The sequence below is a fragment of the Salegentibacter sp. T436 genome (assembly GCF_001932675.1).
Lineage (GTDB): Bacteria > Bacteroidota > Bacteroidia > Flavobacteriales > Flavobacteriaceae > Salegentibacter > Salegentibacter agarivorans.
Window position 1 is genome coordinate 3802394 of sequence record NZ_CP012872.1, and the last position, 22441, is coordinate 3824834.

A 22441-nucleotide genomic window follows, 5' to 3' on the forward strand; every position below is an offset into this window, starting at 1 on the left:
TATATTTATAACTAAATAAAAATAACATGCAAAGACTTTTACCCCTACTTATTTTCTTTCTTTGTTTTAGCGCTTTTGCCCAACAAGAAGAACTGAGTTTAGATTATTACCTACCCCAGGATGTAAGTTACAATGAAGAAATTCCAAAACCCCAGGATATTATTGGCTACATCCCGGGAGAATGGCACGTAACCCACGATTTACTTTTAAATTATATGCGGGAACTTGCAAGAGTTTCCCCGAGAATTGAGGTAGAAAATCGCGGCAAAACCTATGAAGGCAGACCGCTTATTCTGCTTATTATAACCTCAGAAGAAAATCATAATAACCTGGAAGAAATCAGGGAAAATCATCTTGCTCTAACCCGGGAAAACGCTTCTTCGCTTAATACCGAAGAAATGCCCATTGTAGTAAACCAGGGGTTTTCCATTCACGGGAACGAAGCAAGCGGTTCTAATGCTGCGCTTTTAGCAGCTTATCACCTGGCTGCGGCTGAAGGTGAGGAAGTTCAGGAATTATTAGACAATACGATTATTCTTTTTGACCCAGCTTTTAATCCTGATGGTTTACAACGTTTCTCCTACTGGGCTAACACCCATAAAAGTGAAAATATAAATCCCGATCCGCAGGATAGGGAGTACGATGAAGTTTGGCCGGGCGGAAGAACAAATCACTATTGGTTTGATATGAATCGTGACTGGCTGCCGGTACAATTACCGGAGTCTCAGGCTCGCATTGAAACTTTTCATAAATGGATGCCGAATATTTTAACCGATCATCATGAAATGGGCTCTAATTCCAGTTTTTTCTTTCAGCCAGGAATTCCCTCAAGAACACACCCGCTTACGCCCGATATTAACCAGGAACTTACAAAGGAAATCGGCACTTATCACGCAGCAGCTTTTGATGAGTTAGGCTCCTTTTATTATACCGAAGAGAACTACGACGACTTTTACTACGGAAAAGGCTCTACTTTCCCCGATATCAATGGAAGTATAGGAATTCTTTTTGAACAGGGAAGTTCCCGTGGCCACGCCCAGGAAACCGATAACGGTATTCTTACTTTTCCGTTCACCATAAGAAATCAATTTACTGCGGCACTTTCTACTTTAGAGGCTGCTAAAAATATGCGAGAGAAAATTCTTAATTATCAACGCAATTTTTATAAGAATGCCCGCAATTCTGCTGAAAATGGAGCTTATGTTTTCGGCAGTGAAAAAGATGCTTCATCAGCTTACGAACTGGCGAAAATCCTGGAAAAACATAAAATAGAAATTCATAAAATCAAGGAAAATTTTGAATCTGACGGGAAGAATTTCAAAAAAAATTCGGCTTATGTAGTTCCTAAAAATCAGCGCCAGCATAGATTGGTAAAAGCTATGTTTGAGCGTAGAACCGAGTTTGAAGATAGTTTATTCTACGATATTTCGGCCTGGACGCTTCCTTTAGCTTTCAACCTGGATTATGCTGAAGACGTAAAAATGAATAAAGCCGGGGAGAAAATAAAAAACCTGGAAAAGCCAGAAATTGATCAGGTAGAAATAAGCAATTATGCTTATGTGATGCACTGGCACGATTTCTATTCACCGAAAGCTTTAAATATGATCCTGGAAAAAGGTTTGCGTGCAAAAGTTGGGATGCAACCATTTTCTTTGGAAAATAAAGAATACGATTATGGAACAATTTTAATTCCGGTTCAAAATCAAGAATTAGAGGCTGATAAAATGCACCAATTTCTGCAAGAAGTATCTCAAAAATCAAATGTACAAATAGAAGGGATAAACACCGGTCTAACCCAGGGCGTAAACCTTGGAAGTAATCAATTTAGAGCATTGCAACCTGCTAAAGTTGCTTTAATTGTAGGCGAAGGGATCACGCCGTACGATGCTGGTGAGATCTGGCATTTATTCGATCAGCGTTACGACATGAAAATTACAAAACTTGACACCCGAAATTTTTCAAGAGCAGATCTAAGTAGATATACTGACATTATTCTGCCAAATTCCTGGGGCAGCGCTTTAGATGATAGTGATATTGATAAATTAAAAGAATGGGTTCGCGATGGCGGAACTTTAATTGGTTATCGCAATGCCGCTCGATTTTTTGAAAAAGAGGATTTTATGGATCTCGAAATTAAAAAAGACAGCCTGGTGGCCGAAAATATTAGTTTTGAAGAACAACGAGATTTTAGAGGTGCACAGGGAATTGGCGGCGCTATTTTTGAAGCTAATATAGATCGTTCTCATCCAGCGAACTTTGGTTATACAAATGATAAACTTCCTTTATTTAGAAATACTACGATTTTTGTAGAAGCAGATAAACAGAGTTATAATAATCCAATTCAGTATACCGAGGAACCTTTACTAAGCGGTTATATTAGCGCACCGAGATTAGATTCTATTGCCGGGACGGTTCCGTTTAAACATACAGGAATGGGACGCGGAAATGTTATATTGTTCACCGATAATACCAACTTTAGAGCTTTCTGGTTTGGAACCAATAAATTATTGATGAATGCTATCTTCTTTGGCGATGAGATGTAAATTTCTGGATAGATGCACGCAACCTTTTGCGGTTGTGTGCATCTATTTAATATAACTAAAAACCAAAAGATGAAAAATTTGCTCTTTATTGTATTATTCGCAGCGATAACAAGTTGTTCTACCACTCCAAATAGTCCAGACCTTAATTTAGATAACCAAGAAATTACCGGAATATGGCAATTAACCGAAACCCTCGCCGATCCCGGTGACGGAAGCGGTACCTGGCAAACTGTTGAAAATGGAAGAACCCTCGAATTTACCTCTAATGGTTTAGTGAAGACTTCAGGTAGCTTTTGCAACGAAGAGGAAATAAATGAAACCTCGTACGATAACGCTGAAAAAATGATAAGTACAGATTGCGGTGAAAATACTTTTGAGCTTAAATATGAATTAAAAGAAGGAAAATTATTTATTTATCCTCATAGCCCAAGATGTATTGAAGCTTGTGGGAGTAAATATGAAAAAATAGAAGATTAAATTTTAACCTACCCGCAAGCCGTTTTCAACTTTAAAATCGGGGTTTAGTAGCACAATATCATTGTTTTTACCTACTGCCCCCAAAACCAAACATTCGCTCATAATATTAGCGATTTGTTTCTTCGGAAAATTAACCACCGCTACAATTTGCCTGTTGAGTAAATCCTCTTTTTTGTAACGCTTAGTGATTTGAGCGGAAGTTTTTCTTTCCCCAATTTCTTTTCCAAAATCGATAAGCATTTTATAGGCAGGATTTTTAGCTTCAGGAAAGTCGGAAATTTCAGTAATAGTCCCTATTCGCATTTCCACTTTTTCAAAATCTTTCCAGGAAATTTCCATAGTTTATTTTTAAGTCCAATTTAGAAAAAAAGTGGCTATTCCGAAGTGAATTCGTAAATTACCTTGTGGCGAGCCAGTGAGGCATAAATATGGAAAAATATTTTAATTTCAAGGCAAGCACGGGAGCATTTTAATTCTCAACTATCGAGTAAATTTATAAGAAAAGAGACTATGGCCAGAACTGCTTCAAATATGATCGCTTTGGGTACCAGGGCCCCAGATTTTAACCTTGTAGATGTAATTACCAGCAATAGGTATTCTCTTGAAAATATTCGGGGAAAAAAGGGCACTTTAATTATGTTTATAAGCAACCACTGTCCTTTTGTAAAACATGTAAACGAAGAAATAGTGAGACTGGCGGGCGATTACCGTGTTTTGGGTTTTGGTTTTGCCGCTATTATGAGTAATGATGTAGAAAATTACCCGGCAGATCATCCTGATAATATGAACGAGGTAGCCAGGAAACATCAATATTCTTTTCCTTATCTCTATGACGAATCCCAGGAAGTAGCAAGAGCTTATAAAGCTTCCTGTACACCAGATTTCTATCTTTTTGACGATGAATTAAAACTAATCTATCGCGGCCAGTTAGATGATTCCAGGCCCGGAAATGGAATTCCCGTAAACGGTAGACATTTGCGGGATGCTATGGATGCCGTTCTTTCTAATAAAAAAGTTCCTGAGCTACAGAAACCCAGTTTGGGCTGTAGTATTAAATGGAAATATGCCCCGGAATCTTAAGCATAGAAATTTGCTCATTTTTAAAGCAAAAAGTAACAATCAGTTAATCTTATCACAAAGCAAGTAAATCCTATTGGTTTAATAGGTTTTACTGAATATTATTCTTTAATTTTATAATTCGAATCACTAAAAATATAATATTATGAGCGAATTAAAATTAGGAGATAAAGCACCAAATTTTGATGCTGAAACTTCAGAAGGAAAAATCAATTTTTACGATTATTTAGGAGATAGCTGGGGAATTTTATTTTCGCACCCTGCCGATTATACTCCGGTTTGTACTACCGAGTTAGGAACGGTAGCGAAATATAAAGATAAATTTGAAGCCCGTAACACTAAAGTAATGGCTTTAAGTGTAGACGGCGTTGAATCTCATAAAGGCTGGATAGACGATATTAACGAAACCCAGAATACTACGGTTAATTTCCCAATTATTGCCGATGAAGATAAGAAGGTTTCTAACCTATATGGAATGATTCACCCAAAAGCCGACAACACGCTTACAGTACGTTCGGTTTATGTAATTGGGCCAGATAAAACCATTAAATTAATGATTACCTATCCCGCCAGTACCGGGAGAAATTTTGATGAATTACTTAGGGTAATAGATTCGCTACAACTTACCGCCTATCAAAAAGTAGCCACACCGGCTAACTGGAAGCACGGAGACGATGTAGTGATAAGTCCTTCGGTTTCTAATGAAGATGCCAAAGAGATGTTCCCTAAAGGTTTTAAAGAGGTAAAACCATACCTTAGAATGACCCCGCAACCAGATTCTAAGTAAAACGAACTGCTATTAAGCACGTCATTCTGAATTTGAATCGGGATTCTAAGCTTTTATATTTCGAAACAATTTAGATTCTGAAATAAATTCAGAATGACGCATAAAAAAAGACCTCACAAGTTTCGAAACTTGTGAGGTCTTTTTTTATTCAAATTCCCCCTCCAGGGGTTAGGGGGCTGTTATTTTACCGAAACCAATTCCACATCAAAAACCAAAGCTGCGTTTGGCGGTATCACACCACCGGCGCCCTGTTCCCCGTAAGCCAAATGCGACGGAATCACAAAACGAGCCTGGTCTCCAACATTCAATAGTAAAATACCTTCATCCCATCCGCTAATTACGTGCCCAACTCCTACCGGAAATTCCAACGGCTGATTTCTCTTGTAAGAAGAATCAAAAACACTACCATCGGTAAGCATTCCTTTGTAATGAACTGAAACGGTTTGTCCTTTTTCAGGTTTTGCGCCTTCGCCTTTCTTTTCAATTTTATACCGAAGTCCGCTTTCTGTGGTTTTAAAACCTTCTGAAAGTTTTCCTAGCAGTTCGTCTTCCCTTTTTTTAGCAGCTTCTTCTCTTTTAGCTTTAGCTCCATCAAATTGTCTAAAAGACTCTACAGCATTATAGTTTTCTGCTTTCTCTCCAGCTCTAAGGATTTCCAATTTTTCAATTTTATCTCCTTGCTTAATACTATCTACCACATCCTGGCCTTCAATAACGCTACCAAAAACAGTGTGTTTCCCGTCTAACCAGGGAGTTTCGGTATGCGTAATAAAAAACTGGCTTCCATTAGTACCGGGACCGGCGTTTGCCATAGAAAGTTTTCCCGGGGCATCGTGTTTTAAATCGGGGTGAATTTCATCTTCAAATTTATAACCAGGGCCACCAACACCTGTACCCTGGGGATCACCACCCTGAATCATAAAATTAGGAATCACACGGTGAAATTTAAGATCGTTATAATAAGGTTTTCCCTGCGGAAAAGCTTCGTTTTCCATTTTACCTTCAGCAAGACCTACAAAGTTACCCACTGTACCGGGTGCTTTTTCAAATTCAAGTTCCACTAAAATCTGGCCTTTAGTGGTATAAAATTTTGCATATAATCCGTCGTTCATTTTCTTATATTTTTAAGGTGCAAAGATATCTATTTTAATAGAATGCATTAATATACTTTTTCAGCATTTACGTAAGTTTCCAAAACTTTTATTCCAGGAATTTCAGCGGCATCAACTTTCATAATATCCTTATCAAGAATTATAAAATCGGCAAATTTACCTGCTTCAATACTTCCTTTTTCTTTTTCTTCAAAATTAGCGTAAGCCGCCCAAATAGTCATTCCTTTTAAAGTTTCTTCGCGAGATAAGGCCTGCTCCATCATAAAGCCATCTTCAGGATAATTATCAGTATCCTGTCTAGCTACAGCCGCGTAAAAAGTAAGAAACGGGCTCACTTCTTCTACCGGAAAATCGGTTCCAAGGGCAACAATCCCAGCTTGGTCCAGTAATTTTTTAAAGGCATATGCCCCTTGCATTCTTTCTTCACCCAAACGATCTTCTGCCCAATACATATCACTGGTTGCATGTGTAGGCTGTACCGACGGAATAATATTTTTGCTGAAATATTTAAAATCTGCCGTATCTATCACCTGGGAATGTTCTACCCTCCAACGGCGGTCTCCACCATCTTTTAAGAGTTCATCGTAAATTTTTAAAACCAGGTAATTAGCTGAATCTCCAATTGCGTGAGTATTTAACTGAAACTTTGAAGCAGCAAGGCGTTCAGCGGTTTCTTTAAAATCTTCAACCGGTGAAAGTAATGCTCCAAAATGCCCGGCACGATCGCTATATTCTTCTTTTAAAGCCGCGCCCCTGGAACCCAGTGCCCCATCGCCATAAAATTTAACCGACCGTACATTTAATCTTTCGGTTTTAATTGGGTCTTTGTCCAGATAATAATCAAGGTTCTCCTCGGTGTTACTAATCATCGCATACAGCCTTATTTTAAGACTTTCCTCCTGGTGAAGGCTATCCATAAGTTCTATAGTTTCCCTATCAATTCCCGCATCTACCACTGTGGTAAGTCCGTATTCAAAAGAAATTTTTTGAGCGTCCAGCAAGGCGTTCACCTGCTCTTGCGTAGAAGGTTCCGGTTGGGCATTGGTAATTAGACTCATAGGATTATCTACAATAATGCCGGTAAGCCTGCCATTTTTTTGTTCAATATCGCCACCATCAAAAGGAGTTTCGGTAGTTATTCCCGCTTTATCTAACGCAGCCTGATTGGCTAAAAGTGCGTGACCATCTATACGGGTAACAGCAATTGGAGTATCGGGAAATAATTCATCCAGGGTATCTTTTGTGGGAAATTCTTTGTTTTCCCAATCGTTTTGATCCCATCCTCTCCCGGTTATAAATTCTGCGCCACGTTGATTTTGAAAATCAACAATTCGTTGTACAACCTCATCAAAACTTTTGGTGCCGGTAAGGTCTACCCGTTGTTGCTGTAAGCCCAAGCGGTAAAAGTGAGCGTGCCCGTCTATAAAACCGGGAAATACACTTTTGCCTCCTGCGTCAAGCTTTTCAGCTATATCATATTTTTCCTCAAGCGCTTCAGCTGTGCCTATTTCCAGAAATTTACCGTCTTTAGTTACAAAAGCTTCAGCAGTACTAAAGTTCTCGTCCACAGTATAAATTTCAGCATTAAAAACCAGAAGGTCGGCTTTTTCTTTATCTATAGAATTACAGGAAATAAGCATCAGGCTGAATAGCCCAAGAAGTAATATTTTTTTCATTGTTTTCAATTTTCGTATAAAAATAATCAAGTAGGGTGAAGATAATAAATATTTGAGCATTTATTATCTTCATCCCTCTTCCAGAACCGTGCATACGGGTCTCGTACACGGCTCATGTTAAATCTTATTCAGTACTGTTTGATAGTACTGATGCAAAGTATTCCCTTCAACTGTGTCCATTGCGTACAACCCTAATTCTGAGAAGTACTTATTGGGCAGGGCATAGTGTATTAAATTGGTGGAGGAGTTTCTCCATCGGGTTACCGATATCTTAAGAAAATTCCCCTTATAGCCCATACGCCTTAGTTGTCGGTGAAGAGGTTTCCAGCTTTTCCAGCTTTTCATCACCATCATTCGTAACCTTCTCCTGATCCAGCTTAAAAGATCCTGGAACAGCTTTTTGGTCAAGCCTATTCGGAAGTAATTGGCAAAACCCCTTAATAGCGGGTTCAGTTCTTTAATATAGAAAGCTATACTTTGCCCTTTAGTTCGAGGGGTTAGTAATTTTACTTTCTTTTTGAACCTCTTGATGCTTTTGTGGGATACCACTACTCCATAGGGCTTTATCACCACACCTAAATAGTGGATGCCTTCTTCAAGGTTTGTCAGACTGCTCTTGTTTTTATTCACTTCTAACCGAAGCTCTTTTTCCAGATAACTCGTGGCTTTAGCCATGTATTTTCCAGCTTGAGCTTTGGTTGGTGCAAACAACAGCACGTCATCAGCAAACCTCACCATTCGTATGCCTGAATTTTTCATATGCTGGTCGAATGCGTCCAGATAGATATTCATCAGAAGCGGTGAGATAATTCCCCCTTGTGGGCTCCCCTTCTTTGTAGGTGTGAAGCGCGCTCCATCAAGTGCGCCGGATTCTAAAAAGCTCCCTATCAGTTTAAGTATCTTTCCATCGCTTACCCGTTTGCCCACGCTTTGCACTATCAGCCGATGGTCTAGAGTATCAAAACATTTGGATAAATCCATGTCTGCTACATGATCCAGACCATAGTACCGACTAAAGCGCTCTGCTTTGGCAATGGCATGATGAGCACTTCGTTTAGGACGATACCCATAACTGGAGGGATGGAATTCGGGATCGAAGATAGGTTGCAACACATTAAGCAGCGATTGTTGTACAATGCGGTCTTTGATGGTTGGGATACCCAATCCTCTCTTGCTCCCGTCTGGTTTATCGATATAGACCCGCCTTACCGGCTGTGGCCTATATCTCCCCTCTTTCAGTTCCCTGGAGAGTTGGCACAAATTCTCCTCTAAAGCTGAACTAAAATCAGCTATACTTTGGTTATCCACTCCCTTGGCTCTGGAACCTTTGTTTTTCCTTACCTCACGGTAGGCTTGTTCCAGCCTCGGTAATGCATATACCTTGTCTATAAGACTGTACCATTTTCGCATAATGAAACTTTCTCTTCTTTGCAGTACGGTTTATTTCTTTAGGCAGAATTAGACAGATTGTTTGTTCATAAGGTATACTGTTGTCTTTAGCACTGTGGCAATCTATAACAGTAAAAGAAAATCTTACTACTCAATACTCGCGCGGATTAACAGCCAGAGTTAGCTCGTCACTCCTCTTTGCTGCAATTCCTCAGAATGTTTCAATTCCGATTGTCTTCGCTTATGGCTAATTCCTTTAAAGAACTTCCTGTACTTAATTTAACTTCGTCCCTTCGCATCCGCCACAGTTAATCTGTGACAGTCATTGCAACCGATTATGCGATTCTTGTGCAATGTCATTTGGGTTTTCTCCTCCACACTGTCACCAGTGCTTCTCAGGCCTAAATTTTCTCACTACTACGGACTCATCTGCCACCTGATTTTCCATAACAAATCCTTGTCTCTCGACTTGTTTCTGCTTAGCCTGGAAAGGCGAATAATCAGGCTTCCCCCGTTAAGCAAACATTCCTGTTAGTGAAGCCATCCGTTTTAACATATATTGCTATTCGGATTTTGGGCATCGGCACTTTTTGCAACCTTACCCCCAATATATGCCAGAATCGGTTCGATTTCTCTATGTTCCACTAACTTGCTAGGTCTTCCTTCACACCCCACCGTTGCCAGTGACGCACTTGACTTTACATTGCTCTTCCCTCCGATCAGGTGAGCGGGCTTTCTTTCAAGTCCCGGAATTGTTTGCATGCAGGGCAAACAAAAATGCGCCCGTTAAAGGCGCATTTTATGAGTTTTATTTAATTACTGCTTAAAAAATAGCATTGATAATTTGATCGCGAATACTTTTGTTTGCCGCTGCAGCAAGTGCTACAGAAACGAATAAACCAATCATCGCGTAAGAGAAATCTTTAAAGATCATCTTACCGGCTTTCTTACGGTGTTTTTTACCTTTTTTAGTTCTTGCCAAACTAATTGCAATTTCCCTCCCACCAATAATTCCAAGGAAAACCCAGGTGGTACTCATTGGTACGGTACTTATAAATAGTTTGTAAATAAGCAGGATTACGTAGGTTAAATCTACTAAGGTGGCTGCACGAATATCAGAAATCCTGGATTTTTCACTCACCACTTCCTGAATTTTATCTCCCCTTAAGTAAAATAATAGTCCCAGGCCACCAAATATTGTTAAGGCAAAGACTATAAATTGGAAAGTGTCCAGGCTTCGCGGAAGGAATACTGCTATATTAGCTCCATCTTGCATTACCCAAACTCCCCACAGTGTACCACTTACAATCCATTGAACTGCCGTCCAGCTGTGATTAAATTTCCTGCTTTTAAAGTATTTTTTTATAAAATTATAAGAAAGATACCATACTAAAAACGATAGTATAAAAGCCATAATATAGCCTGTCCAACTCTTCCAAACTACCGAGGTAATCCCAGAGGTATCGGCACTAAACACACTTAAAATAAGAAAAGTGGTAGAAACCGGCATTTTAAGCCTGGTGAGGATTAATAGCACCAAAGGTGCTATAATTTGAAAGAAACTGAAAGATTCAGGGTGCGGATAAGGTGAGGTTCCATCGGGTTTCAGCAAACGCTGAAAGGTCACATCTCCATCAAAATAAAACCAACTGAAACTTACAACTCCCAAAAAGATGGTACCTACGTAGAGCCATAGAATCCACCAACGTTTGGCTTTATTACTTTCAATAAAAGTTCCCAAAGACTGGATACTATCATTAGCTACCGTTGCATAGGCAGCGAAGAAAAAACCAAGCCACATGGCTGCAGTTTTATTACCGGTAAAAATTCCGGCCATAATAATACCAACTATAACAATTGCAAGGAATGCCTTTTCCTGAACCATAAAGTCCAGAATATTCAAATAGGGACGGGACCGGTCACTCCTTTTAAACTTTTTGCCTTTTGCCATTTAAGTAGCTTTTTTAATAGTTTTGATACTTAGATTTTGGTCTTTACTAAAAGACCCCCTTAAAAATTTGGATACAATATTAGTTAGTTCTATTGTTAATTTTGAATTTCCAATGTTGTGTTATTGTTAAGGAATTTTACCTTACAAACTCCTATAAACACTTGAATTGAAGCTACCTACCGGCTATTAACTGGCCCAAGATATTATTAATAACAAAAAAAAGCATCAATAAATGATGCTTTTTTTAATTTAAAGATGGCTTTTCTATTAAAAATCGAATTTATAAGTCGCTCCTGCCAGTACTTGTAATCCCTGTACCTGGAAATTTGTCCAACGTTGGTAATCATTATTTAAAAGGTTACTTCCTTTAGCAAATATTGAAAGCCTATCATTAAACCTATAGCCTAAATGAGCGTTTACATCAAAATAGCTATCCAGGCTAATTGTATTCATAGAAGGCTCTCCTGCTGAAGCAATTCTTTCCTGGTCAAAACGCTCGCCTACGTAAAATAAATTAGCGCCGGTATACCACTTTTCATTAATTTGATAATCGGCATTTAATGAAGCTTTAAAATCTGGAAGGTTCCAGGCTTCAACCTGGTTATCTGTGCTGTAATTAAAATATTCAGCATTAATTCCCAATCTAAAATTTCGGTTTACATCTACATTTAATTCCCCGGCAACCGAAAGGGTTTTTACATCGTCATAAACCACTTCAAAAGAATTTCCGTAGGCATAATTTTCGGTAGTGATATCGTTAGCCCGGGCATTTCGCCTAAACAATGCTTTGTTAAATTGCGACTCATAACCGGTTTTGAAATTATAAGAAATACTATTGCTTAACTTTCCTTTGGCACCAACATAAGCATTATACTCATTATCTGTAGGTTTTATTACCAAGCCCGGAAAAACGTAAGGATTCTCCTTTATAAAACTATAATAAGTGTTTTGTTGCAGGCCACCTTCCAAACCGGCGTAAGGGGTAAAATAATCGCCACCTAATCTATAGCTAGCGGTTACTTTAGGATAGATATAAAAATTACCATCACTATTTTCTACATCCTGACTATAGAAAAATGCAACACCAAGATTTAACGTAAGGTCATCTCTTAAAATTAATAAACTGGGATTTATACCGAAATTCATAAAAGTATAATCATAAGTATCGGTTGCCAGGAATTGTTCTCCCATTTGTCCGTTTACAATATCAGTATAAATATTTGTGGTGATTAGCTCATCGGCAATATTCAGTTCAAAAGTACCGCGGGCATCAAAATGATTTTCTGAAGAAGAATAGGAATCTCCGGTATGCCTAAAAGTACCACGGGCATTATCGAAAAAAGAATCGTAAAGCTCAATTTCGGCTCCTGCATAAGCTGAAAAATAATTCTGTGCAGGATCTATTGAATTTATTTCTTCGTTGCTAAAATTAGCATCTTGCGGTAAACCATACCAGTTAAATAACTGGTGCTGCGCTCCTACTTCGGTTTTCCAACCTAAATTCCTCGTTTTTGAGTTATAACTTAGGTTAAGCTCGGTATCATAAAATTTATCGTCTAGCGCAATCCCGTCAATTCCACCCTGGGACGAATTATGGTCTAAATAAACCCCAAAATTATCGGTGCGGTTCACTTCCAGGTTACTGTAAAATTCAGCTAAAAGGTTGCCATAATTTCCAAATCCAAGACTTGCATAATTATCGTAAACCTTTACCGGGCGTTCTCTTTCTACTGTGGTAGCACGCCCTTTTGCGGGTGTAAAAGTAGAAGCTACAGGCACTGAAAATATACTGTACTGCACCGGTCTTTTTTCTGTACGTATAGAATCTGACTCTTTGGGAGTTTGCTTTATTTTATTTGCATCTTTAACTGTTGGGGTATATGGTTTTACTACGGTTACAGTTTCGCTGTCTATAGGATCCTGAGCAAAAAGAAGCCCACTCATTAAAAACAGACTTAAAAACAGGTTTCTTTTTATTGAAAACATTTGCATATAGAAATTCTTAAATGTTAGATTGAAAGTTGAATTAGTTGTTCGCTTCTACCGAAGAATTGGTTTTTGCTTCTTCTGTCTTTATTCTGGACAATTCCTGCTTAGCTTCCTGAACAATTTCAGGATAATTAGAGAAATTATTGATTACGTTTTCCAGAATATAAGTAGCCTGGTAAGCATCATCCAGCTCGTAGAAGTTATCGGCCATTAAAACCAAGCCTTTAGCGCCCCAGCGTTTATAGCCAGAGAAGTCTTTTGCCAGGATTTGCACCGCTGCGTTAGAAGCTTCGTAATTTCCACTTTCATTTTTAAAGTAAGCATCGTAATATAAAGCTTCAGCAGCTAATTCTCCTTTAGCAGTTTTTTGAACTTCTGAATAAGCATTTTTTGCTTTACTCATATTTCCGGAAGCAAAAGCAGCACGTGCCACTATTACACGCGCATCGTTTCTCGCCTCAGAATCTGACTCTGAATTAGCCAACACCTTATCGGCATAAGTTGCAGCTTTTTCTGGCTGGTCTAATTCAAGATAAGATTTCATAAGGTTAGATTGTGCAAAAATCACATTTTGTTCAGAACTCGCTTCCTTCTCTAATCTTTCTAAATAACTTACCGCTTCCCGGTAATTTTTATTTTCAAGTAAGATTTCAGATAGCCTTGAAAGCGCATCTTCAGTGAATTCATTTTTAGGCTTATTGGCTACAGAACGGTAATTGGCAGCCGCTTTCTGCTTGTTTCCATTTCTAAAATACATTTGTCCTAAATAGAAATTCGCGTTTATAGAATGAATTCCATTTGGGAAACGTTGCAGGTAATTTTCAAAGCCACTAATCGCCCTGTCATATTCATTCTTGAAATATTGATTTTCTGCAGACTCGTAAGTAGTATTATCCAAATCGGCATCAGTCACTTCAACAAAATCTATATTTTGTACCCAGCTGGCATACTCATCGGTTCGGCCAAGATCTACGTAAACCATTCTTGCTGTAGAAACGGCTTGCATAGCTTCAGGTGTATTAGGATAATCGTTTACCACCTTTTTTAATCTTTCTAAAGCACGGTTGCCGTTATCGGCATTATAATGAATAAGCGCCTGTCTAAGCATTGCTTTGGGTACAAATGCACTTTGAGGCACTTCTCTAATTAGCCTGTCGTAAGCAGATAAGGCTTCAGAAATATTATTTGCAGCAACATAAGTATTTCCCAATTCGTACATTGCATCGTCTCTAAAAGAAGAACGAGAATATTGATTTATAAAGCTTTTTAGGTCAGAAATTTTGGTGTCTCTTCTATCAATAAACCCATAGCTCATTGCTTTTTGAAACGCAGCATAATCATTATCGCCGCTTAGCGAAAGTGCTTCATCATAGGCTTCAATGGCCGGCCAATATTGGCTGCTTACAAAATATGTGTCACCCAAACGCAATAAAGCATCATTTCTACGGGCAACATCGCTAGATCCATTCGCTGAATAACGCTTAAAGAATTCAATTGCTCTCGAATATTCATTTTTTTTGAAATATGCATAACCAAGATTATAATCCAGGTTTTCCAGTTCATCGGTGCCTTGTGCAGCATTCATTCCGGAAAACTCCCGATAACCTATTATCGCATCATCAATTCGGTTGATGTTATATTCACTTTCGGCTTTCCAGAAAGTAGCTTTAGCCGTAATTTTTTGATCTCTGGGTTCAGAAAGCGCTTTTTCAAAATTATTAATCGCTCTTTCATAATCACCTTCTTCATATAACTGAAGTCCGTAATAGTAAGCTACTTTTTGATAGGCTTGTTTATCGCTAAAGTTGCGATTGTTTTCCAGCAAGCGCATCGCTTCTTCAAAATTTCCTGAAGTAAGAAAAGAATCTATAAGTAAACTTTCCATAGCTTCCCGGTTTTCAGATTCCGGGTATTTCTCAATATAATTGATTAGAACCTGCGACGGACTTTCATAACTATTTCCTATCTCATAACTGAGTTTTGCATAATTCATATACGCATCCTCCTGGATTTGAGAATTGAAATCCATTTCACTGGCATTTTTAAATGCGTTTAAAGCTTGCTGTTTTTGGTTAGATTCTAAATAAGATTGCGCTAAATGATAATAGGCGTTTTGGGCAATCTCATTTTTTCCATCAATAATTTTATTGAATTCAGAAATCGCTTTTTCGTAATCTCCCTGCTTGTAATAAGCATAACCTAACTGGTAATAATCGGTATTATTCCATCTTCCGCGTTCACCATCATATTCTTTTAAATAAGGCAGCGCTTCTTCATACTGCTCTAAGTTGAAATAACTTTCACCAATAATCTTATTTAATTGCGAACGTTCTATACGATTAGAACTTTGTAATTGTTCTTTAGCCAGTTTTATGGCTTCTTCAAAATTCCCGAGTTTAAAGTTCATATCGGCCTGGAAATAAGAAAGGTCTTCACTATACCTGTCGTTACTACGTACCGCTTCAAAATTTTGATTGGCTTCCTCATAATCATCACCCTCGTAGGCCATATAACCAATGTAATATTTTGCCTGCGAACCAAACTCCTGCGAATCCCGAACCCTTTCTAAATATGTGCGGGCCTGGTCGTATTGTTTAGCTCTAAAATAGGCGTAGCCATTATTAAAATAATAGCGTTCCCTTTCTGTCCTGCTCATACTTTTTTCATCAACTTTATCATACCACTTGCGGGCAAGGGAATATTTTCCGGTTTGAAAATAATAATCGGCTACATCCAAATAAGCCGAATTAGTTTTTGTGCTGGTGGGATAACGACTTACAAAGCGCTCCATTAACCGGTCTGCACCGGGCTGGTTTAACCTTACGGCCGCATTGGCAATATAATAAGCACAATCTCCTTCAATTTTCTCGTCATCGGTTTGCTCTTTTACTTCATCAAACAAGTTTTGGGCAGCCAAAAATTGCTGATTATTATAAAGTTCAAGAGCTTTGTTAAATTCAGCGAGATCGTGGGTATAGTTAGCCGATCGCTGAGAAATTCCTTTAAAAGAGAAGAAAATTAAAACAACAAACAGTAAAATTTTGTTAGGTGTCATTTATTGATTTTTAAGTTGAGTATTCAAAGATAATTTAAACCTTGCTTTATTAACGCCGATATAAAGTGATAATTATGTTAATGTAAAAAAAAGTAAACCCGCGCCTTTTGAAAAATGTATATTTACCGATATTTTTACACTGAAGAAAAGCCTAAAACTTTATGTCTAATACCGTCCTGGAATTAAATAACGCTGCTATTTATCAGCGTGAAAGCCTTATTTTATCTGAAGTAGATGTACACATAAACAAAGGCGATTTTGTTTATCTTATTGGTAAAACCGGAACCGGGAAAAGTAGTTTTATGAAAACACTTTACGGCGATTTACCACTTACCGAAGGTGAGGGAACTATTGTAGACTTTAATTTGCGTACACTTAAGGAAAAAGATATTCCTTTTTTAAGACGAAAACTTGGTGTTGTTTTCCAGGATTTTAAATTGTTAACCGATAGAAATATAAAAGACAATTTACTTTTTGTACTAAAAGCAACCGGCTGGAAAGACCAAAAAGCAATGGATCTTAAAATTGACGAGGTTTTAGATAAAGTAGGAATGAAATCTAAAGGATTTAAATTTCCATATCAACTCTCTGGTGGGGAGCAGCAACGGGTAGCTATTGCACGTGCTCTTTTAAACGACCCCGAACTTATTCTTGCCGATGAACCTACTGGAAACCTGGACCCGCAAACTTCAGTAGAAGTTATGGAAGTACTTCAGGAAATTAGCAAAAATGGGAACACCATTCTTATGGCTACACACGATTATGCTTTACTGCTTAAATATCCTTCAAAAACTTTAAAATGTGACGGGCAGCGTGTTTTTGAAGTTGTTCAAAAATCGGTTTAAGGCTGAACTTCATCAGCTTTTACCCTGTGCGGTTTTTTATTGATAAAGAGGTAGTAGAAATTTACACAAACAATTACCGCGTTGGTAATAATTACCGGCCAGGAATCTATTAAAACTCCGTAGACAATAAAAAAGACACAACCCAGGCTATTTACAATTCTAAGCTTTATGATATTCTTCATAAAGAAAGAAATCGCTACAAAAAAGGAGGCTAGATAACCTATCCATTCAGTAAGACTAATTCCTAGGAATTCCATATAAAAAAAGAAGAGTTTGTTTGAAAAAGTTCCCGAACTCGTCATTCTGAACTGGTTTCAGAATCTAACATGTTAGACCCTGAACCGAGTTCAGGGTGACGGAGAAAGCAACCTCCAAACAAACTCTTTAAAGTTGAGTGATTAAACTATTTTATTTCTCTTACGCTCGTTTTCGGTAAGATAAATTTTACGCAACCTTAAGTGACTTGGAGTAACCTCAACATACTCATCTTTCTGAATATATTCTAAAGCTTCTTCCAAAGAGAACTTAAGTGCAGGCACAATCTTAGCTTTATCATCGGCTCCAGAAGAACGAACGTTAGAAAGCTTTTTGGTTTTGGTAATATTTACCGCCATATCATCCTGACGGGAATTTTCACCAATAACCTGGCCTTCATAAATTTCTTCTCCCGGATCTACGAAAAACTTCCCTCTATCCTGTAATTTATCAATAGAATAAGGAATTGCTTTTCCGCGTTCCATAGAAATTAAAGAACCGTTTTGACGCTGTGGAATTCCACCTTTTAACGGCTGATATTCTTTAAAACGGTGAGCCATAATTGCTTCACCTGCAGTAGCAGTAAGCAACTGGTTACGCAAACCTATAATTCCTCTGGAAGGAATCATAAACTGAATAATCATACGTTCGCCACGGGTTTCCATGCTTAGCATTTCTCCTTTTCGCATCGTTACCATTTCTACCGCTTTTCCTGAAACTTCTTCAGGTAAATCTATAGTTAGTTCTTCAACCGGTTCACATTTTTCACCATCAATTTCCTTGATAATCACCTGTGGCTGTCCAATTTGAAGCTCGTAACCTTCTCTTCTCATTGTTTCAATAAGTACAGAAAGGTGCATTACCCCACGGCCATAAACCAAAAATTTATCGGCACTATCGGTTTCCTTTACCCTAAGGGCAAGGTTTTTCTCTAATTCTTTGGTAAGTCTTTCCTTAATATGCCTTGAAGTCACAAACTTTCCATCTTTTCCGAAGAAAGGAGAATCGTTAATAGTGAAAAGCATACTCATTGTAGGCTCATCTATAGCGATGGTCTTAAGGCCTTCAGGGTTTTCAATATCAGCAATAGTATCACCAATTTCAAAACCTTCAAGACCAACAATAGCACAAATATCACCTGGTTGAACTTCGTCTACTTTTTTACGGCCTAAACCTTCAAAAATAAAAAGTTCTTTTATTCTTGTCTTTTTTATACTTCCGTCACGCTTCACTAATGAAACCTGCATTCCCTCTTTTAAATGCCCACGTTGTAATCTACCTATAGCGATTCTTCCTGTAAAAGAAGAGAAGTCTAAAGAAGTAATAAGCATTTGAGGAGAACCTTCCTGTACTTTAGGCGATGGAATGTGTTCCAGTACCATATCAAGAAGCGGTTCAATATTATCTGTTTTTACATCTGGATCGTCGCTCATCCAGTTATTAAGTGCTGAACCGTAAACGGTTGGGAAATCAAGCTGCCATTCTTCGGCACCTAATTCAAACATAAGGTCAAAAACCTTTTCGTGCACCTCATCTGGAGTACAGTTTGGTTTATCTACCTTATTCACTACAACGCAAGGTTTTAACCCAAGATCTATAGCTTTTTGCAACACAAAACGTGTTTGCGGCATTGGACCTTCAAAGGCATCTACCAATAATAGAACCCCATCGGCCATATTTAATACTCGCTCTACCTCTCCACCAAAGTCGGCGTGACCAGGAGTATCAATAATATTGATTTTGGTGTCTTTATAGACTACCGATACGTTTTTAGAAGTAATAGTAATACCACGTTCTCGTTCCTGATCGTTGTTATCCAGGATAAGATCTCCGGTGTTCTGGTTGTCCCTGAACAAACGGCAGTGATACATAATCTTGTCTACCAGGGTAGTTTTACCGTGGTCTACGTGCGCGATAATCGCGATGTTTTTAATAGCTGTCATATAAGCGCCTCATTTTTAAGGCTGCAAATGTACGGCTAATTTTAAAGATACAAGTATCTAAGGCGACTAATTCAAAATAAAAAATATAGAAGCAAATTAACTGATATTCAAAAGGTTAATTTTGAAAATGCAATTTAATAAAATCAGGAGGTAGATTTTAGCTTTTTATAAACGAAAAAACCAAAATAAATAGCCGCAATTGTTCCGAAACCAACACCAAACAAAGGCTCTTCGGGTCTTTGATAGATAAAGAAAATGGTAGCAGCCGTCATTATTAGTGCGTTGATAAGTAAACGCTTAGGGGTATAATAATTACTGAACTGTTCTTTTAATCCTTGCATAGCTAAATTTTTTGCAAAGCTAAGAATTTAAAATTGATCTTTTAATTTTCGTCGGCTGATGGCCCATAAGTGGCCGGCACCGGTATATCCAGTAATCTAAAATAAACGCCCAATTGCGCCCTGTGGTGTGGCAATTGATTAAGAACCATCATTCTAAGAACAGAATATTTAGGCATATCCATTAACACTTTGCCATCCTGCATCATTTTCCAGTTTTTCTCGTATTCACTATCCGGTTTTCTTAAAGCAGCTTCGGCTTCAGAGGTATTATTCTGCAATATTTCAAGAATTTCCTCAATACTATCAAAATCTGGAGATTTATAACCAACCATATCCATTTCGTCCATTTCCATAGTAGCGGTTATCCAACTTGGAATTTCAGCAAGATGATTCGACAATTGCTTTATGCTCATTGATTTTTTATGTGGTCGCCATTCCAATTTATCGGCAGGAATACGTTTCAAAAATTTTTCGGTAAGCACAACTTCGTGTTGTAGTTCAGAAATTAGCAAATGTTGCAGCTCCATATTTTAAAAATTACCACGGGAAATTACAACAAATAGTTCTTACGTATAATGTAGTAAGTAGAAAATTAAACTCGGGAAAACACTTATTTTTTGAATTGTAACACCCGCTTAATTCTGTTATCTTTGCTTTCCTAATTCCCATTTTATGAAACTTGAAAAGATTCCGCAGTTAAAACATATTAATTCTAACAATTTTTTCTTACTAGCCGGGCCCTGTGCAATTGAAGGGGAAGAAATGGCGCTGAGAATAGCTGAAAAAGTAGTTGAAATAACCAATAAACTGGAAATTCCCTACGTTTTTAAAGGATCTTTTAAAAAAGCTAATCGCAGCAGAATTGATAGTTTTACAGGAATTGGAGATGAAAAAGCCTTAAAAATTCTTCGAAAAGTTTCTGAAACTTTTGAGATCCCTACTATAACCGATATTCACGAAATAAGCGACGCAAAAATGGCTGCTGAATATGTAGATATTCTCCAAATCCCAGCATTTTTGGTGCGGCAAACAGACTTAGTAGTTGCCGCCGCAGAAACCGGAAAAGTGGTTAATCTTAAAAAAGGACAATTTATGAGTCCTGAAAGTATGAAACACGCGGTTACCAAAGTAACAGATTGCAATAACGAGCAGGTTATGGTTACCGATCGTGGGACTATGTTTGGTTACCAGGATATGATTGTAGATTTTAGGGGAATTCCCACTATGCGTGAATTTGCTCCTACCGTTTTAGATGTTACTCATTCTCTCCAACAACCCAACCAAAGCAGCGGTGTTACCGGGGGCAGACCAGAAATGATAGAAACTATTGCCCGCGCAGGAATAGTAAATAAAGTAGATGGCCTGTTTATAGAAACTCATTTTGACCCGGCTAATGCTAAAAGTGACGGCGCCAATATGCTAGATCTTAATTACCTAGAGAAATTACTAGGTAATTTAGTTGCAATAAGAAAAACGGTAAATAGCTTATAAAAATTTCTTTAAGTCCAAGGTGGATGTCGTTCTACTTACCACTTATTTTATCAAAACACCCGGTCATATGTCTTGGGTGTGATTGTTATTGCACTACCCTATTTAATAAAATCATCAAAATTTAAGGTTGTTTTTCTTCAGTTGCAATCTTTTATATTTTAAAGCTGCTGGAGGGCATTTATTGTCCATAGCTTTAATTATCTCCTGCTAGTAAACAAAACCTATAGCTCTCTTAACAGCTGTTATATTTAATTAAATAAAAGTTAATCTAATTCATTATTAAGAGTTTCCGTTTTAAATTAAGTTAATTTGAAATTCAACCAACCTAAACCTTAATGCAAAAACAACCTATTTCGAAAGGTGTATTTACCTGGAAATTCTGTTTAGCTATTTTCTGTATATTTTTAGTAGCTCCTTTAACTGCGCAGGAAGAACCAGAAGTATCTGTTGGTGGTGCGCTTCGTTATAATTACAACCTTTCTTCCTGGAAAGACGGACAAAAAAACCGTGGTGGTGATTTTGGTTACGATATTTTTAGAGTAAACTTCAATGCAAAATATAAAGGGGTTTACTTAAATGCTGAATATAGATTATACTCTGACGCTTTTGGCGGTGGCGTAATGAAGCAAGGCTGGATGGGATATAAATTTAATGATATAGAAGAAATTCAAATTGGCCTTACCCAGGTTCCATTTGGTATTCAGCAATATAATTCCCACAACTGGTTCTTTAATTTAACCTATTATATGGGGCTGGAAGACGATCACGATATGGGCATAAAATATATTCACGCCGGGGAGAAATATGAATATCACTTTGCTTTCTTTAAAAATTCGGAAGAATTGCGATTTGGCAGTGATACCGAATCTTCTACCAGTAGATATTCTTATGACGTTGTAGGCAGAAACAAAGAAATAAATCAATTTAACGGGAAATTTGTTTATAAATTTGGGGATAAGGCTGCTAATAGATTAGGCGTTTCGGCACAATATGGCGGCCTATATAATTTAGACACTCAGGAAACCGGAAACCATTACGGTTTGGCCGCGCATTACGAAATCACTCAAAATCGTTGGAATTTAAAAGCCCAGGCTTTAACCGCTTCGCATAATCCAATTAATGCCGAAGGAGAAAGCAGGGAAGCTTTAAGTTTTGGTGCTTATGGCGCACCTTATGAAGTTGCTGCCGACTTTAATTTATATTCCCTGGCAATTTCAAGAAATATCCCTGTAAACCTGGGGCCCGTTTCTAATTTGGAATTCTATAACGATTTTGGTTATATGCAAAAACATAAGAGCAATTTTACTGATTCTTATATGAACGTTACAGGAGTACTGGTTACCGCCGGGCAGGTTTATACTTATATAGATTACGCCGCCGGTTATAATCACTCCTGGTTGGGAGGTAATTTTGTAGACGATTTTGCAGCCGGTAACACTGATGCAAAATGGGAAGCAAGATTCAACATCAACATAGGCTACTATTTTTAATTTAATTTCTGAAAACCACT

The 22441-nt window shown here is 37.9% G+C and carries 18 protein-coding genes; 7 read left to right on the forward strand and 11 right to left on the reverse strand.

The window, feature by feature from the left end:
• Window positions 1-26: 26 nt before the first annotated feature.
• Window positions 27-2543, forward strand: a complete 2517-nt coding sequence (locus tag AO058_RS16995) for a M14 family metallopeptidase (protein ID WP_075327622.1) — start codon at window positions 27-29, stop codon at window positions 2541-2543.
• A 69-nt stretch (window positions 2544-2612) separates the two neighbouring features.
• Window positions 2613-3020, forward strand: coding sequence for a hypothetical protein (locus tag AO058_RS17000; protein WP_075327623.1), 408 nt, complete (start codon window positions 2613-2615; stop codon window positions 3018-3020).
• A 3-nt stretch (window positions 3021-3023) separates the two neighbouring features.
• On the opposite strand, the gene AO058_RS17005 is transcribed toward AO058_RS17000, so the two are convergent.
• Window positions 3024-3359 (reverse strand): tRNA-binding protein, encoded by a 336-nt coding sequence (locus AO058_RS17005; RefSeq protein ID WP_075327624.1) that lies wholly within the window; start codon window positions 3357-3359, stop codon window positions 3024-3026.
• A 171-nt stretch (window positions 3360-3530) separates the two neighbouring features.
• Between AO058_RS17005 and AO058_RS17010 the strand changes: the two genes are divergently transcribed.
• Window positions 3531-4100, forward strand: coding sequence for a thioredoxin family protein (locus AO058_RS17010; RefSeq protein WP_075327625.1), 570 nt, complete (start codon window positions 3531-3533; stop codon window positions 4098-4100).
• Between the two features lie 142 nt (window positions 4101-4242).
• Window positions 4243-4884, forward strand: coding sequence for a peroxiredoxin (locus AO058_RS17015; RefSeq protein ID WP_075327626.1), 642 nt, complete (start codon window positions 4243-4245; stop codon window positions 4882-4884).
• 179 nt (window positions 4885-5063) lie between these two features.
• On the opposite strand, the gene AO058_RS17020 is transcribed toward AO058_RS17015, so the two are convergent.
• The 6 genes from AO058_RS17020 to AO058_RS17050 form a co-directional block, all read right to left on the reverse strand.
• A complete protein-coding gene (locus tag AO058_RS17020) occupies window positions 5064-5996 on the reverse strand; it encodes a peptidylprolyl isomerase (RefSeq protein ID WP_075327627.1) in 933 nt (310 codons plus the stop codon).
• A 47-nt stretch (window positions 5997-6043) separates the two neighbouring features.
• On the reverse strand, window positions 6044-7672 hold the full coding sequence (locus tag AO058_RS17025) for an amidohydrolase (protein WP_075327628.1): 1629 nt from the start codon (window positions 7670-7672) through the stop codon (window positions 6044-6046).
• A gap of 117 nt (window positions 7673-7789) precedes the next feature.
• The gene (gene ltrA, locus AO058_RS17030) at window positions 7790-9082 is read right to left on the reverse strand and encodes a group II intron reverse transcriptase/maturase (protein WP_075325137.1); all 1293 of its coding nucleotides are present in this window, start codon (window positions 9080-9082) and stop codon (window positions 7790-7792) included.
• An 802-nt stretch (window positions 9083-9884) separates the two neighbouring features.
• Window positions 9885-11012, reverse strand: coding sequence for a hypothetical protein (locus AO058_RS17040; RefSeq protein ID WP_075327629.1), 1128 nt, complete (start codon window positions 11010-11012; stop codon window positions 9885-9887).
• Window positions 11013-11279: 267 nt separating this feature from the next.
• A complete protein-coding gene (locus AO058_RS17045; protein WP_232228862.1) occupies window positions 11280-12956 on the reverse strand; it encodes a TonB-dependent receptor domain-containing protein in 1677 nt (558 codons plus the stop codon).
• Between the two features lie 82 nt (window positions 12957-13038).
• Complete coding sequence (locus tag AO058_RS17050) at window positions 13039-16056, reverse strand: tetratricopeptide repeat protein (RefSeq protein WP_075327631.1); 3018 nt, start codon at window positions 16054-16056, stop codon at window positions 13039-13041.
• A gap of 161 nt (window positions 16057-16217) precedes the next feature.
• Between AO058_RS17050 and AO058_RS17055 the strand changes: the two genes are divergently transcribed.
• The gene (locus AO058_RS17055; protein WP_075327632.1) at window positions 16218-16901 is read left to right on the forward strand and encodes a cell division ATP-binding protein FtsE; all 684 of its coding nucleotides are present in this window, start codon (window positions 16218-16220) and stop codon (window positions 16899-16901) included.
• On the opposite strand, the gene AO058_RS17060 is transcribed toward AO058_RS17055, so the two are convergent.
• The 4 genes from AO058_RS17060 to AO058_RS17075 form a co-directional block, all read right to left on the reverse strand.
• Window positions 16898-17158 (reverse strand): YgjV family protein, encoded by a 261-nt coding sequence (locus tag AO058_RS17060; protein ID WP_075327633.1) that lies wholly within the window; start codon window positions 17156-17158, stop codon window positions 16898-16900. The two genes, AO058_RS17055 and AO058_RS17060, sit on opposite strands and share 4 nt — an antisense overlap.
• A 141-nt stretch (window positions 17159-17299) precedes the next feature.
• Window positions 17300-19099, reverse strand: coding sequence for a translational GTPase TypA (typA, locus tag AO058_RS17065; protein WP_075327634.1), 1800 nt, complete (start codon window positions 19097-19099; stop codon window positions 17300-17302).
• Between the two features lie 143 nt (window positions 19100-19242).
• The gene (locus AO058_RS17070; RefSeq protein WP_075327635.1) at window positions 19243-19440 is read right to left on the reverse strand and encodes a hypothetical protein; all 198 of its coding nucleotides are present in this window, start codon (window positions 19438-19440) and stop codon (window positions 19243-19245) included.
• A 41-nt stretch (window positions 19441-19481) separates the two neighbouring features.
• Window positions 19482-19967 (reverse strand): DinB family protein, encoded by a 486-nt coding sequence (locus AO058_RS17075; RefSeq protein WP_075327636.1) that lies wholly within the window; start codon window positions 19965-19967, stop codon window positions 19482-19484.
• Window positions 19968-20112: 145 nt separating this feature from the next.
• On the opposite strand from AO058_RS17075, the gene kdsA reads away from it, so the two are divergent.
• The gene (gene kdsA / locus AO058_RS17080; protein WP_075327637.1) at window positions 20113-20931 is read left to right on the forward strand and encodes a 3-deoxy-8-phosphooctulonate synthase; all 819 of its coding nucleotides are present in this window, start codon (window positions 20113-20115) and stop codon (window positions 20929-20931) included.
• 335 nt (window positions 20932-21266) lie between these two features.
• The gene (locus tag AO058_RS17085; protein ID WP_232228863.1) at window positions 21267-22421 is read left to right on the forward strand and encodes a hypothetical protein; all 1155 of its coding nucleotides are present in this window, start codon (window positions 21267-21269) and stop codon (window positions 22419-22421) included.
• The last annotated feature ends 20 nt before the right edge of the window (window positions 22422-22441 follow it).

Coding starts and splice junctions, on each gene's coding strand:
- AO058_RS17025 (WP_075327628.1), bottom strand. CDS start 7,672: ATGAAAAAAATATTACTTCTTGGGCTATTCAGCCTGATGCTTATTTCC.
- AO058_RS17050 (WP_075327631.1), bottom strand. CDS start 16,056: ATGACACCTAACAAAATTTTACTGTTTGTTGTTTTAATTTTCTTCTCT.
- kdsA (WP_075327637.1), top strand. CDS start 20,113: ATGAAACTTGAAAAGATTCCGCAGTTAAAACATATTAATTCTAACAAT.
- AO058_RS17040 (WP_075327629.1), bottom strand. CDS start 11,012: ATGGCAAAAGGCAAAAAGTTTAAAAGGAGTGACCGGTCCCGTCCCTAT.
- AO058_RS17015 (WP_075327626.1), top strand. CDS start 4,243: ATGAGCGAATTAAAATTAGGAGATAAAGCACCAAATTTTGATGCTGAA.
- AO058_RS16995 (WP_075327622.1), top strand. CDS start 27: ATGCAAAGACTTTTACCCCTACTTATTTTCTTTCTTTGTTTTAGCGCT.
- AO058_RS17075 (WP_075327636.1), bottom strand. CDS start 19,967: ATGGAGCTGCAACATTTGCTAATTTCTGAACTACAACACGAAGTTGTG.
- AO058_RS17060 (WP_075327633.1), bottom strand. CDS start 17,158: ATGGAATTCCTAGGAATTAGTCTTACTGAATGGATAGGTTATCTAGCC.
- AO058_RS17005 (WP_075327624.1), bottom strand. CDS start 3,359: ATGGAAATTTCCTGGAAAGATTTTGAAAAAGTGGAAATGCGAATAGGG.
- ltrA (WP_075325137.1), bottom strand. CDS start 9,082: ATGCGAAAATGGTACAGTCTTATAGACAAGGTATATGCATTACCGAGG.
- AO058_RS17045 (WP_232228862.1), bottom strand. CDS start 12,956: ATGAGTGGGCTTCTTTTTGCTCAGGATCCTATAGACAGCGAAACTGTA.
- AO058_RS17070 (WP_075327635.1), bottom strand. CDS start 19,440: ATGCAAGGATTAAAAGAACAGTTCAGTAATTATTATACCCCTAAGCGT.
- AO058_RS17020 (WP_075327627.1), bottom strand. CDS start 5,996: ATGAACGACGGATTATATGCAAAATTTTATACCACTAAAGGCCAGATT.
- AO058_RS17010 (WP_075327625.1), top strand. CDS start 3,531: ATGGCCAGAACTGCTTCAAATATGATCGCTTTGGGTACCAGGGCCCCA.
- typA (WP_075327634.1), bottom strand. CDS start 19,099: ATGACAGCTATTAAAAACATCGCGATTATCGCGCACGTAGACCACGGT.
- AO058_RS17055 (WP_075327632.1), top strand. CDS start 16,218: ATGTCTAATACCGTCCTGGAATTAAATAACGCTGCTATTTATCAGCGT.
- AO058_RS17085 (WP_232228863.1), top strand. CDS start 21,267: ATGCAAAAACAACCTATTTCGAAAGGTGTATTTACCTGGAAATTCTGT.
- AO058_RS17000 (WP_075327623.1), top strand. CDS start 2,613: ATGAAAAATTTGCTCTTTATTGTATTATTCGCAGCGATAACAAGTTGT.